The sequence below is a fragment of the Neptunomonas phycophila genome (genome assembly GCF_001922575.1).
Taxonomy (GTDB): Bacteria; Pseudomonadota; Gammaproteobacteria; order Pseudomonadales; family Balneatricaceae; genus Neptunomonas; species Neptunomonas phycophila.
This window is the reverse complement of sequence record NZ_MRCI01000001.1, coordinates 2772256-2785284: the sequence shown is the minus strand read 5'-3', so window position 1 is coordinate 2785284 and position 13029 is coordinate 2772256. Positions and strand designations below refer to the sequence as shown.

10 protein-coding genes are annotated in these 13029 nt (G+C 46.4%); 8 read left to right on the top strand and 2 right to left on the bottom strand.

All coding sequences use genetic code 11. The features are described 5' to 3' along the window. Positions 1 to 76: 76 nt before the first annotated feature. The 8 genes from BS617_RS12700 to pgm all read left to right on the top strand — a co-directional run bounded on the left by BS617_RS12700 (position 77) and on the right by pgm (position 10018). A complete protein-coding gene (locus tag BS617_RS12700; RefSeq protein ID WP_075173153.1) occupies positions 77 to 757 on the top strand; it encodes a GntR family transcriptional regulator in 681 nt (226 codons plus the stop codon). Between the two features lie 194 nt (positions 758 to 951). After that, the gene (locus BS617_RS12695; RefSeq protein WP_075173152.1) at positions 952 to 1698 is read left to right on the top strand and encodes a maleate cis-trans isomerase family protein; all 747 of its coding nucleotides are present in this window, start codon (positions 952 to 954) and stop codon (positions 1696 to 1698) included. Next, positions 1691 to 3130, top strand: a complete 1440-nt coding sequence (hydA, locus tag BS617_RS12690) for a dihydropyrimidinase (protein WP_075173151.1) — start codon at positions 1691 to 1693, stop codon at positions 3128 to 3130. The genes BS617_RS12695 and hydA overlap by 8 nt, the downstream gene beginning before the upstream one ends. A gap of 43 nt (positions 3131 to 3173) precedes the next feature. Beyond that, the gene (locus tag BS617_RS12685; protein ID WP_075173150.1) at positions 3174 to 3968 is read left to right on the top strand and encodes a fumarylacetoacetate hydrolase family protein; all 795 of its coding nucleotides are present in this window, start codon (positions 3174 to 3176) and stop codon (positions 3966 to 3968) included. A 106-nt stretch (positions 3969 to 4074) separates the two neighbouring features. Continuing rightward, positions 4075 to 4755: a response regulator transcription factor gene (locus tag BS617_RS12680; protein WP_075173149.1), complete on the top strand. Its 681-nt coding sequence runs from the start codon at positions 4075 to 4077 to the stop codon at positions 4753 to 4755. Beyond that, positions 4752 to 6131: a HAMP domain-containing histidine kinase gene (locus BS617_RS12675; protein ID WP_075173148.1), complete on the top strand. Its 1380-nt coding sequence runs from the start codon at positions 4752 to 4754 to the stop codon at positions 6129 to 6131. The genes BS617_RS12680 and BS617_RS12675 overlap by 4 nt, the downstream gene beginning before the upstream one ends. Before the next feature lie 201 nt (positions 6132 to 6332). Continuing rightward, positions 6333 to 8237 carry a TonB-dependent receptor domain-containing protein gene (locus BS617_RS12670; protein ID WP_083610083.1) on the top strand — a complete coding sequence of 635 codons (1905 nt, stop codon included), beginning with the start codon at positions 6333 to 6335 and terminating at the stop codon, positions 8235 to 8237. 140 nt (positions 8238 to 8377) lie between these two features. After that, a complete protein-coding gene (pgm, locus tag BS617_RS12665; RefSeq protein ID WP_075173146.1) occupies positions 8378 to 10018 on the top strand; it encodes a phosphoglucomutase (alpha-D-glucose-1,6-bisphosphate-dependent) in 1641 nt (546 codons plus the stop codon). Positions 10019 to 10108: 90 nt separating this feature from the next. Here the strand turns inward: pgm and BS617_RS12660 are convergent, their stop codons facing one another. Both BS617_RS12660 and BS617_RS12655 read right to left on the bottom strand, forming a co-directional pair. Next, entirely contained in the window at positions 10109 to 10774 is a 666-nt protein-coding gene (locus BS617_RS12660; protein WP_075173145.1) for a pentapeptide repeat-containing protein, read from the bottom strand. A 139-nt stretch (positions 10775 to 10913) separates the two neighbouring features. Then, the gene (locus BS617_RS12655; RefSeq protein ID WP_075173144.1) at positions 10914 to 12755 is read right to left on the bottom strand and encodes a methanol/ethanol family PQQ-dependent dehydrogenase; all 1842 of its coding nucleotides are present in this window, start codon (positions 12753 to 12755) and stop codon (positions 10914 to 10916) included. Positions 12756 to 13029: the final 274 nt, after the last annotated feature.

The window sequence follows — 13029 nt, the reverse complement described above, 5'->3', positions numbered from 1 at the left end:
GTAGGTTCCTGTGTATAATCGCAGTAACTTCCAGGAGTTAACTTTCAATTGTATTCAATAGGGAAGACAGGGGCAGATGTCTGAAGTCGATAAACCTGATGTAGATAAAATAGCTGAATTGATTACCAACGCTGTAATGGAACACCGCTTAGCGCCGGGTAGTAAATTATCTGAATCCCGAATGTCGGATGCGTTTAAGGTCAGCAGAACTAAAATTCGGCAAGCGCTGATGGTGCTCGCTGAAAATGGTTTAGTTCAGTTGTTCCCTAATCGCGGGGCTTTTATTACAAGCCCTACAGTGCCTGAGGCTCTTGAAGTTTTTTCGGCGCGTCGCTTGCTTGAACCAGAGGTGGTTCGGGGAGTGATTGTTCATGCAAAAAAAGCGGATTTTAAGTTACTGCACAAACACTTAGAGCAAGAAAGCGAAGCGCGAAAATCCAATAACCGCCGTGCCATAATCAGGCTGTCTGGTGATTTTCATCTCTTGCTGGCTAGCATGTGTGGCAACCGGTACATCGAGAAAATGATGAGTGAGTTGTGTCCGTTAACTTGTCTTATTATTGCTTTATATGACATTCCTCAAGCACCGGCTTGTCCTGAAAACGACCATGCCAATATTGTTAAGGCTATTGAGCAAGGAGAGGAATCATTGGCTGTGGAGCTAATGTTGCACCATTTAGCTCATATCGAAAGCGCGCTGCATTTAGATGGCGCTAACGACGCTAATGAAGTTGATTGGGAGAAAATACTCGGTTAATTCGTCTTCTTAGAACCGTATAAATATCGTCTTTCTTTATTTTTATCTGCTCTAATATTCCTCTTATTGGTGTGCCCTTCTAACGATGGCATATCATTTGCTTTGTATTTTGTAATCATTATGTTCAACAATATTGTTTACAAAAATAGTACGGGTTAAACCCGCCTATTGCGTAAATGACGAATGGGTTATTTATGTCGATTACAACAAAGCGAACGCTATTGGGGGTGTTGACCCCGTCTTCTAATACCGCCTTAGAGCCGTTAACAAGCTCGATGCTAAACAATTTGCCATCAGTGACTAGTCACTTTTCACGTTTTCGTGTGACACGAATTTCGTTAGATGATCGTGATTTGGGCCAGTTCAACCATACGGCGCCACTTGAGGCTTCTGATCTTCTGGCTGATGCACGCATGGATGTGATTGGTTGGAGTGGAACAGCTGCTGGCTGGTTGGGTTTTGATCATGATGTTCAATTATGTCAGGCCATTGAGGCCCGAACTGGCATTCGAGCGACTTCATCAATCTTGGCGCTGAACGAAGTGCTAAACAGCATGGGGGTTAAGCGCTTTGGGTTGGTGTCACCTTATACGAGTGATGTGCAGGACTGCATTATCCGCAATTATCAAGACATCGGTATAGATTGTGTTGCTGAAAGCCATCTTGATTTGAGTGAGAACTTTAGTTTCTCCGAGGTTGACGAGATAGCGTTATCCCGTCAAGTAGCAGCGGTCGCGGCTAAAAAACCGGATGCGATTGTGCTCTATTGTACCAACTTACGCTCAGCGCATTTAGCCAGTCAGTGGGAGCAAGAGTTCGGTATACCGGTTATTGATACAACGTCCACTGTTGTTTGGAAAATGCTAAGCATGGCTGGTCATAACCCCGCAGCTGTTGTGGGCTGGGGGCGCTTTTTCCAAGAGGCTAGTGCTCATGTCTAAGTTATTCGATTGTGTTATTCGCAATGCTCGTTGTGCCACCGCCGCCGATATCTTTGATGCCGATATAGGTATCAAAGAGGGTGTCATTACCGCCTTGGGAAAAGGCTTGTCAGAAGGCGAAACGGAGATAGATGCTAAAGGCAGGTGGGTGTTGCCCGGTGGTATAGATGGCCACTGCCACTTTGATCAGCCAACGAATGATGGCACGGTCATGGCGGATGATTTTTTAAGTGGGACGCGTTCTGCGGCCTGTGGCGGCACAACCACGGTTATCCCCTTTGCGCTGCAGCAAAAAGGACAGAGCTTGAAAGCAGCTGTGGCTGATTATCATGAGCGTGCAGGGCAAAAAGCTGTGATTGATTACGCGTTTCATATGATTGTTTCTGATGCCACCGAAACAGTGCTCAGTGAAGAGCTGCCAGCATTAATCTCGCAAGGTTACACCTCTTTCAAAATTTATATGACTTACGATGATCTGAAGCTGGGTGATCGTGAAATTATCGATGTGTTATCCGTAGCCCGTGAAGAAGGGGCAATGGTGATGATTCATGCCGAAAATGCTGACTGTATTGCCTGGTTGACCGAGCGTTTACTAAAAGCGGGCAAAACCGCGCCAAAATACCATGCTGAATCTCGCCCTATGTTGGTGGAGCGTGAAGCGACCCATCGCGCTATCGCGTTTGCTGAGTTGGTGGACGTTCCTATTTTAATTGTTCATGTATCAGGGCGTGAAGCAGTAGAGCAGATTCGTTGGGCGCAAGGTCAAGGGCTACGTGTATATGGTGAAACATGCCCGCAATATCTTTTTCTAACGGCCGAAAATTTAGGGCTGGATGACGACATGGAAGGTGCTAAATGTATTTGTAGTCCGCCTCCGCGCGATAAAGGCAACCAGCAAGTGATCTGGAACGCACTAGAGTCAGGAACTTTTCAGGTGTTCTCTTCGGATCATGCGCCATTTCGCTTTGCTGGAAACGACGGCAAATTAGCAACCGGTGAAACCCCCAGCTTTGATCAAATCGCAAATGGTATTCCGGGTGTCGAAACTCGTCTGGCTTTATTGTTTTCGCATGGCGTTAACACAGGGCGTATGGATATTAATCAATTTGTCGGATTAACCTCTACCAATGTCGCTAAAATGTATGGTTTGTACCCACGTAAAGGCTCTATAGCTGTTGGGGCTGATGCCGATTTAGTGATCTGGGATACCGACACGGTTCGTTCCATTAGTAATGATCAATTACATCATAATGTTGATTACACACCCTATGAGGGCATTAAGGTGAATGCATGGCCGGCAACGACCATGAGTCGAGGGCGCATTGTGTGGCAAGACGGACGTTATTTAGGAACGCCAGGTATGGGGCAGTTTTTACCGTGCGATCGACCGACACCTGCTAAACCAAAAGTTACTGCGCCAGACCCGCTATAGTTTTGTGAGTGGATGGGTGTTGCAATAAATGTGAGGGAGTGTAATGAGTAAAAATGTTCAAAAGTTGGCTGATGCATTAGTCATGGCCCAACAAACGGGGCAGGTCGTTAACTATCAGCAGGCATGTGAGCTCACCCCCGCTAGTGATGAAGAGGCGTATCAGGTGCAAGCCTTGGTTGCAGAAAAGTTGGGATGGTTTGCTTCAGAAGAACGCTTTATTTGGAAAACCGGCGGTACTTTGCAAAACCCTTCAGCTGCCCGCGTTAGGCATGAGGCTTTAGTGTACGCTACAGAAAAAGAAGGGGAAGGTCATGTGAGGCATGTATTAGATGAGCGCAACGCTCATGACTTCACCTCTATTGAGATAGAAGTGGCCATTACTTTAGCAAGGTCTATCAAGAGTGACTCCTCAATAGAAGCACTAGAGGCAGCTATCGATAATGTCTATTTGTCAGTAGAAGTATGTGATCAGCGAGTTGAACGGTGGGCGGACCTTCCCGCCAGTATTCGCTTGGCAGACCAGCAGATGAACAGAGCGATTATTTTAGTGGGGAAACCTACCAAAGGATGGCGCGATAGTTTTGTTAATCCTTATATGTCCATCACGGTAAATCAGCAGGCAATAGCCTTGGGTGAGGGTACGCATCCATTGGGTCATCCATTAGCGTTACTGCCTTGGCTCAATGGTTTATCCGAAACACTTTATTCAAGAGGCTTAGAGGCGGGGGATACAGTAACCACTGGTACTTGGTTTGGTTTGCAAGTGCTTGCTGTCGGTGATGAAGTGGTTGCCAGTATTGATGGGCTGGGTGAGGTGCGTTTGTCATTGGAGCCTTAACTAATGCATGAGTAGGCATGATAGCTTTCGGGCAATGTTTATTAACGTAAGACAATGTTAATGATTTAGATTATCATTTGTGTCTGTGTAATGGCATGGTAATCTAATGACTAGAATATTGATTATTGAAGATGACAAAACCTTCGCTAATCAGGTAGCCGGTTTATTGTCTCAAAATGGTTTTTGCATTGAGCAGTGCCACGATGGAGAGCAGGGCCTTATAAAGGCGCTTGCTGAGTGCTTCGATCTGATCCTTTTGGATGTCCTATTACCTACGCTGAACGGTTTTTCTATCTTGACGCATATTCGTAGCGTGAAGCAGACCCCAATTATCATGATGACGGCATGTGGTGCTGAAGCCGAACGCATTGAGGGCTATCAAAAGGGGGCGGATGACTATTTGCCAAAGCCTTGTAATTTCACGGAAATGTTACTGCGTATCGATGCTTTGTTGCGTCGCTCTATAGGGGTGCAGGAACGAAATGACCAGCGAGAGCTGTCTATTGACGCTTTGGTGCTTAACCGGTCGGTATTAAGTGTTCACTATAATGGCCAATCGATAGAGTTAACTCCCATTCAGTTTCGCTTATTATGGTTGTTGGTTGAACATCAAAATGATGTGTTGAGTAAGCCGTTTCTGTATCAGATGGTGCTAGAACGCCCTTATAGCCGCTATGACCGCAGTATGGATATGCATTTAAGTCGTATTCGTAAAAAATTAGTGTCAGCTGGTATGGCTGCAGACCGTTTAGTGACTCAGCATGGTAAGGGGTACTGTTTTTCGTGAAAAAGCAGTTGCTGTGGGTTTTGTGTGTAGTGTTTGTAATTGGGGCGCTGATTTTATTTTGGAGCGTTAACCTCATTACTGAGCAAGCAGAACAGTCAATGAGTTATATATCAAAAAGTGACCAACAGACTCTCATCTCATATGGAAGAAAAGCTGAGACACTATACCAAGCGGGCCAAGAAAAAATCTTAGAAAGATGGTTGCAAGAATTACGTATTAAAGAAGACACATGGGCTGCTGTAGTGGAGTCTTCTATTGAAGTAAAAGCTGGTAGTGATTTGCCTCTACACTATACGCAGGGGTTTAGTTTGGGGCGCAGTGTTGAGTGGAAGGTTCATCTATATTTTAAAGCAAACCCTACCATGGACATTCCTTTCGCTGATGGTAAAACGCATTTTTTAATTCAACTGCCCGCACGTATGCGCCCAGGTAACCTTTACCCTTATGCACAAATTGTCTTGCAGGTAGGCCTACCGCTAATTTTATTGTCCGCGCTCGCTATATTTGTTTATGGGTACTTGATGTCGCCTTTACGGCAGCTGCATAGAGCAACACGGGCATTTAGCCAAGGTGAGCTTGATGCCCGCACTCAAGCCAGCTCAGGGTTTATCGGATGGCGAAATGATGAGATTACGCGTTTAGGTGTTACGTTCAACGATATGGCTTCGCGTACCGCGCGTCTAATAAGGCAGCAACGCGAATTACTATCTGATTTGTCGCATGAGCTAAGAACACCATTGGCACGTTTAGGGCTCGCGTTAACTTATATGGAGCAAGGTGCATGCGATGAGAAAACGCTGCGCCGTATTCGTTGGGAGTTACAGGGCATGGAAGCATTGGTTGAGGACTCTTTGACATTAGGGTGGTTAACTAATGAAGAGCCGTCGCTACGGGATGAGAGCGTTGAGCTAGATGCGCTGTTGGATGTTATTTGCCAAGATGCGGGGTTTGAATACCCGGGGCGTATTATTGAGCTTAGGTCGGAAGCAGAACATGTTTTGCATTTTAGTAATCAACGCGCGCTGAGTCAGGCTTTTGAAAATTTAGTGCGTAATGCTTTAAAACACACGTCACCTAAGAGCCGAGTAGAGATCGTCATCATTGATAGAGGCGAGTCGGTACAGGTTGATGTGCAAGACGAAGGCAATGGCGTACCTACAGAGTTGCTTGACGCTATCTTTCGGCCTTTTTTTCAAGTCAGTCAGTCGAGAAGTCAACCCGCAGAGCAAGAGCAAAAAGGCTACGGATTAGGCTTGGCGATAGCTAAGCGTCAGATTCAAGCTGTTGGTGGGCAGCTCGTTGCTAGGAATCGTTATGATGCTGAAGGTGTCTGTATAGGGTTAATAATGACAGCTACATTGCCTAAGTTTTGCTAGCGATCTATTACCAGATGTAACAAATGTAAAAATGCTGGGACTTCCCGTTAAAATGATAATAATTGAATGAAAACTATTATCATTTAAGTTGGTGGTTATATGTACCCTCAAGAATTTTGCTGCAATCTAACTAGGCCCTTTCTTTTCCGGAAAAAGTTGTTGGCCGTCGCTTGTTTAACAACGTTCACAGCTCCTACTGTCATGGCCGATTCTGCGGTTGTGGACATGGATGCGCTCATTATTATTGATCAGATCACAAGTGACGTAGATGGCCAAATTAATCAGGAACAAATTTCGTCGACTCAAGCCAATGATATGGCCGATATATTCAGTCAAGACGCGGCTGTTTCTGCGGGCGGTTCAGTGCAAATGTCACAGAAGATCTATGTTCGAAATATAGGTGAAGATAATCTTAATATAACGATAGACGGGGCAGAGCAGGCGGGTGCTGTTTTTCATCACGCAGGCCGTATCTCGATCGAGCCGGAATTACTAAAGCAAGTAGATATTGAAACCGGAGCAGGGGAAGCGACATCAGGTTTTGGTGCTTTAGGAGGCTCGGTGCATTTTGTTACCAAAGACCCTGCGGATTTATTAGAAGCCGGCAAACAGGTCGGTGCGCTGGTTAAAAGCACTTACTTTGATAATAGCCATGGTTTTAAAAACAGCGTAACTGTGTTTGGTGAGGATGCACAGGGGCGCTTGGGAGGGATGTTGAGTGTTGTTCGTTCAGACCTCGATAATGTTACCGATGGTGATGGCAATAAACTCGATGGTACAGAGGATCAAAAAACCTTGATGTACGGGAAGTTAGTGGGGTATTTAACGGATGAACAATATTTATCACTGAGTTATGAGTCCGTAGCAGAGGAGGGTGATGTGCTTTATAAGCCGGAGCTAGTCGCATCCGCTAGGAACGTACCTGAGCCAACGACGGCTGATCGGGATACGGCTATTTTTAACTATGAATATACGCCGTTTGATAACGATTTATTTGATATTAGCTTCAATCTTTATCATACAAAAACGTCTCAATCGCGTGAATACAGCTCGGTAGAATACAGTGGCCATGTGAAAACGTGGGGAGCGACACTAAAAAATACGAGTGCTTTTGCGGATCATGAGCTTACTTACGGTGTTAATTATCGAGATGATGAAAGTAAGCTTCATGATGTGGATGCAGAGCCCTCTTATTTTAGTGAAACAGGCCAAGTTTGGGGGATCTTTATACAGGATCATTACACCGTAAATGATCAATGGTCACTGACAGCCGGTGCTAGATTTGATGATTTCTCGATAACCGATGCAAGCGATCAAAAATTAAGTGATAACGGCTTCTCATTCAATGCCGGTGCTCGCTATCAGTTAACTCCTGCTTGGGCTATTAGTGCTGGATATGCAGAGGCGTTAAGAGGCCCGGAAGTAAAGGATGCATTTAAGCTAAGTAGCGGTTCAAATGCTTCTGACCTAGGTGCAGAAACATCTAAAAATATCGAGTTAGGGGTAGATTACCAAGTATCCGGTTTTAACATGGCAGCGGGTGTCTTTTATTCTCGGATCTACAACCCTGTTGGGGGATTGCTGCCTTGGTCTAGGGTATCTGAAAACTTAGATGACCCTATTAAATCGGCTGGTTTTTATGCGCGTTTGGGGATGCAGGTCGAAGCGCTTTCATTGTCTGCCAGCTTAATTAGTGCAGATACTGAAGTTGATGGGCAACCAGTCACACGTTATGTATACGGCTCTGGCGCAAATAGCATTGGCGATACGTTAGCGACAGATGTTCACTATCAGTTCTCACCTCGCTGGATGGCGGGCTGGAATGCTGAGTTTGTACGCGGTATTCATGATATTAAATTATATGTAGGTAGCGACCAGCTTAATGCTGATAAACCCGGTTATGGGATACATGACGTATACGTGCATTGGAAGCCTATGGGTAATGACCAACTTAAAGTGGCGTTATCGGTAAATAATCTTTTCGATAAACAGTATTTGAGCCACGCAAGCGTTGAAGACTTTACAGGGAATCCCGGGTGGGAGGGTATTGTCGGGTCTCCAGAAAGTGGACGCGATATCCGAGTGAGTGTTTCGGGCCGATTCTAATGCATATTCTGTCAGCATAAGTGGGTATGGATAAGCTTGGCGAGCAATTCGTTAGGTCGTTGGGCTTATCACCATTGCATCTCTGGCCAAGATAGCCGAGCATTAGGTTATTCATTCATGGAAAAGGACAGGCTTGTTATATGGCTATTCACCCCGATGCTGGAAAGATTGCTCCGCACGATTCTTTGGTTAATATCCCTGCGTTAGTGGCTGCTTATTATCGTCAGCAGCCAGATATCAAAGCGAGCCCTGATCAAAAGGTGAGTTTCGGAACTTCCGGTCACCGAGGGTCGGCGCTAAAAACGACCTTTAACGAGCATCACATCATGGCTATTTGCCAAGCCATTGCTGAGTACCGCAAGGCGCACGGTGTGACTGGGCCGCTATATTTGGGTAAGGACACGCATGCGTTATCTGAAGCCGCCTTTGGCACGGCATTGGAAGTGTTAGTCGCTAACGGGGTGCGTGTGCGTGTGCAAGCAGGTGATGGTTACACGCCAACGCCTGTTATCTCACATGCAATTTTAACGCACAACGCGTTGGGCGAAGATATTGCAGATGGCATTGTCATCACCCCTTCGCATAATCCGCCGGAAGATGGCGGGATTAAATATAACTCGCTTAAGGGTGGTCCAGCCGATCAAGATATTACCAATTGGATTGCTCAGCGAGCCAATGAGTTATTGGAATCTGAGCTAGAAGACGCTGAGTGGCTTCCTGCTGAAGAGCTGAATGCATCGCCGTTAATCGAACCTTTTGATTATATTGCACACTATGTCGATGATCTGGACTCTGTTATTGATATGGATGCCATTGCGAAAGCGGGCATTAAGATTGGCGTCGATCCAATGGGAGGCTCAGGGCTTCACTTTTGGAAGCCAATCGCTGAGAAATATAACCTTAATATCGAAGTAGTGAACGATAAAGTCGATTTTACCTTCGGATTTATGCCGTTGGATAAAGATGGGCGCATCCGTATGGATTGTTCTTCAAGCTATGCAATGCAGAACTTATTGGCGCTTAAAGATAAGTTTGATATCTCAATTGGCAATGATCCGGATTACGACCGTCATGGTATTGTCTGCGCCGGCTCCGGTTTAATGAATCCGAACGCGTATTTGGCGGTAGCGATTGAGTATTTAGCAACACACCGCCCACAGTGGTCAGATGATATTCAATTTGGTAAAACCTTGGTGTCCAGTGCCATGATTGATCGCGTGGTCGAAGGGCTTGGCAAAACCTTGTGTGAGGTGCCAGTAGGGTTTAAGTGGTACGTTGAAGGGCTGTTCAGTGGCGAGATGGCGTTTGGCGGTGAAGAGAGTGCTGGCGCTTCTTTCTTGCGTAAAGACGGTAGCGTCTGGACGACCGATAAAGATGGCATTATTTTGGGATTGTTAGCGGCTGAGATTTTGGCAATAACAGGTAAAGACCCGCATGAGTTATATGAAGCTCAAGTCTCACGTTATGGTCGTCCTATCTATAAGCGCATTGATGTGCCGTGTTCAGCTGAGCAAAAGTCTGTCTTGTCGTCATTAAGTGCTGATTCTGTAGCCGGTGATACCTTGGCGGGTGATGCGATCACCGGTATTTTGACCGAAGCACCTGGCAATGGCGCTTCTATTGGCGGTTTGAAAGTGCAAACTGCTAACGGCTGGTTTGCGGCGCGTCCTTCTGGTACTGAAAACATCTACAAGATTTATCTTGAAAGCTTTGTATCAGAGGATCATTTGGCACAGTTGGAAAGTGACGCGAAGGCGCTGGTGGATCGCGCGCTGGGCTAAGTGAATTAACGGTTGTTGAAAATCCCGACAGGCTTGCTGATCGGGATTTTTTGTGCCTGCTTGAACGCCAGAAATGACTACTGAGGGCCGCTATTTTTGCCAATCAAACGGGCAGTTAGTGCAGCCTTCCATATAGGTGCTTTGAAACGTGGCGTAATGGATTCGGGTGCCGGTTAAATTAGCCTCGGCTAGATTGGCATCATTAAGCTTTGCTTCTTGTAGTGTGGCGTTGGTGAGGTTGGCCTGGTATAGGTCGGCTTTGGAGAACCATACCATTTCTAAGTTAGCAGCGGTTAGGTTTGCACGGTGCAGGCTGGCCTTGCTGAACCGGGCAAAGTCGATATTCGCGCCTTGCAGGTTCGCATCATTGAAGTTAGCTCCTTGCGCGAACATAGCCCAACCTGTAATTGCCATTAAGTTAGCTTGCTGAAGATTAGCCCCGCGGATATCAGCATGTCTTAGGTCGACTCTGGCCAAATTGGCACCTTGAAAATTGGCACCTTTGGCATCGACATTGGTTAACACAGCATGTCTTAGGTCGGCTCCGGCCAAGTTGGCTCCGGTTAAAACAGCATTGCGTAAATCTGCATGACGTAAGTTAGTGTTGGATAAATCGACGTGTGGGCATACTGTTTCGGGCTTGATTTCGCAGCCATTAATCACAGGGTAGCTCTGGTCATTCTTCGGGCTTGGCGCGGCATAAGTGTTTGTTGCGCTAATGAATAGATACGTTGATAGCAGGACAAGCGCTTTCATAAAAATCACCTCATAAATGAAGGATGGGGGCGGGAGGGAGTATCCAGTTTCGGTTCATAAAAAGACCCACTATTCAGCAAATTATGTATGTAAATAGTGGGTAAATAGGGCCGACTCTGAAAATTAAGGCGTTATATGGTTATTTCGCCCACTTAGGTAGTTTGAAGGCCCAGAAGGACCCGCCTTGTGATACTGGCTTTGTTAAAACTGCCATGTCGCCACCCCACAGAGGCACCGCTCCGCCATAGCCGGATGCCACGCCTATATATTGTTCACCGTCCATTTCCCAAGTAATAGGGGATGAAATAATTCCTGAGCCTGTTTGGAATGACCAGAGCTCCTCGCCTGTTTCTGCGTGGAAGGCCTTGAGGTATCCGTCACCTGTACCGGTAAAGATCAGGTTGCCTTTAGTGGCTAGAACGCCAGCCCATAAAGGAAGCTTCTCTTTATGCTCCCAGCGTTTTTCTCCGGTAATGGGGTCGTAAGCGCGTAAAATACCAACGTGATCATCAAACATTCGCTTGATTCGGAAACCTTGCCCTAAGTATGCATTCCCTTTGCTGTAGGTGACATCTTCTGTCCAATAATCTTCTTTCCAGTGGTTACCTGGTACATAGAATAATCCCGTGTCTTGGCTGTAAGCCATTGGGTTCCAGTTTTTGCCCCCTAAGAAAGGCGGGGATACTTGAACGGCTTCACCACGCTCTTCACCTTCTTTTGGTAGGGGCGGGCGTTGGTTTTCGTTTTCGACAGGGCGCCCTGTTTTGGGATCGATATGAGAAGCCCACGTTATGTTATCCACAAACGGGAATGCTCTAATAAAGCCGCCGTCTTCGCGGTTAACGACATAGAAGAAGCCATTACGGTCGGCGTGTGCCGTCGCTTTAATAGTTTTTCCATTATCATCATATTCAAATAAGACCAGTTCGTTGTTGCCTGAAAAGTCCCATGCGTCGTTTGGCGTATGTTGGTAGAACCAATCTACCTCGCCAGTGGTTGGGTCGACGGCAACCTGCCCTGATGTGTATAGATTATCCCAGTTGCGAGGATCATCGCCTTTGGCGGTACGCTTCCATGTATTCCAAGGTGCCGGGTTTCCCGCGCCTACAATAATGCGGTTGTTTTCTATGTCGAAGCTTGCACTTTGCCAAGGAGCACCGCCCCCATGATGCCAAGCCTCTACCAGTTCTCCATTTTCATCGCGAGGCCATGTCGGTGCTTCAGGGTCACCTGTCGGGGTACTTTCTTTGCCGTTCAGACGACCAATGTGTCCCTCTACAAATGGGCGCATCCAAATTTCTTCGCCGGTGTCCGGGTCGCGCGCAAAAAGTTGACCTACTACACCAAATTCATCGCCTGATGAGCCATGTATTAACATGACTTTGCCTGTTTTTTGATCTTTGATAATGGTTGGGGCTCCCGTCATGGTGTAGCCCGCTTGATGGTCGGCGAATTTCTTTTTCCAAACGACTTTGCCTGTATTCTTATCGAGCGCAACAATGGCGGCATCCAATGTGCCGAAGAAAACCTTATCCCCGTAAATTGCTGCACCGCGGTTAACAACATCGCAACAAGGTCTAATGTCGTCAGGTAAACGGTGTGCATAAGACCAAATCTTTTTGCCTGTATGGGCGTCAACGGCAAAAATTCGAGAATAGGAGCCGGTTACATAAATAATACCTTCGTGTACTAAGGCTTGCGTCTCTTGACCACGCTGTTTCTCATCGCCAAACGAGAACGACCAAGCTGGTGTTAATCGTTCGACGTTGTCAGTGTTGATCGCTGTCATCGGGCTGTAGCGCTGTGCTTTAGGACCGATCCCATAACCTAAAATATTTTCGGGGGTGTTCGCATCGTTTGCTATGTCCTCCCATGTGACGTTAGCCGCAAAAGAAGTGCTCGCGCTGACGCTTAAAGCGCTGGCCAGGATGGCCGCATGTAATGGTCGATGAAGCCAGTGTTTTGTTTTTGTTGTTTTCATAAAGTCACCTTAATTAGTGCCTGCCTATACAGGGTCATTTATACGAGTAGGCATTCGGCTTTTGTGAAGAGAGAGCTAGGACCCTTGACGTGTGGATTTATTGTGCAGTGGTCTGAGATGAGCTACTACGGCATCTTTCCCGTTGAAATTGTTAGTTTTTCCTAATTTGTTTGGGAAGATGTCACGGGGGTCGTAGGGCGTTTTCCACTAAGGGAAAAAAGTATGAGGCTTTGGGATGAGGCAGGAAGTGTACGTAATAACTATGCATCCTGAG

What these genes read in the sequence shown, in the direction of transcription:
- BS617_RS12695 (WP_075173152.1), top strand. Translation starts at nt 952, where the DNA reads ATGTCGATTACAACAAAGCGAACGCTATTGGGGGTGTTGACCCCGTCT.
- BS617_RS12655 (WP_075173144.1), bottom strand. Translation starts at nt 12,755, where the DNA reads ATGAAAACAACAAAAACAAAACACTGGCTTCATCGACCATTACATGCG.
- hydA (WP_075173151.1), top strand. Translation starts at nt 1,691, where the DNA reads ATGTCTAAGTTATTCGATTGTGTTATTCGCAATGCTCGTTGTGCCACC.
- BS617_RS12685 (WP_075173150.1), top strand. Translation starts at nt 3,174, where the DNA reads ATGAGTAAAAATGTTCAAAAGTTGGCTGATGCATTAGTCATGGCCCAA.
- BS617_RS12680 (WP_075173149.1), top strand. Translation starts at nt 4,075, where the DNA reads ATGACTAGAATATTGATTATTGAAGATGACAAAACCTTCGCTAATCAG.
- BS617_RS12700 (WP_075173153.1), top strand. Translation starts at nt 77, where the DNA reads ATGTCTGAAGTCGATAAACCTGATGTAGATAAAATAGCTGAATTGATT.
- BS617_RS12660 (WP_075173145.1), bottom strand. Translation starts at nt 10,774, where the DNA reads ATGAAAGCGCTTGTCCTGCTATCAACGTATCTATTCATTAGCGCAACA.
- pgm (WP_075173146.1), top strand. Translation starts at nt 8,378, where the DNA reads ATGGCTATTCACCCCGATGCTGGAAAGATTGCTCCGCACGATTCTTTG.
- BS617_RS12670 (WP_083610083.1), top strand. Translation starts at nt 6,333, where the DNA reads ATGGCCGATTCTGCGGTTGTGGACATGGATGCGCTCATTATTATTGAT.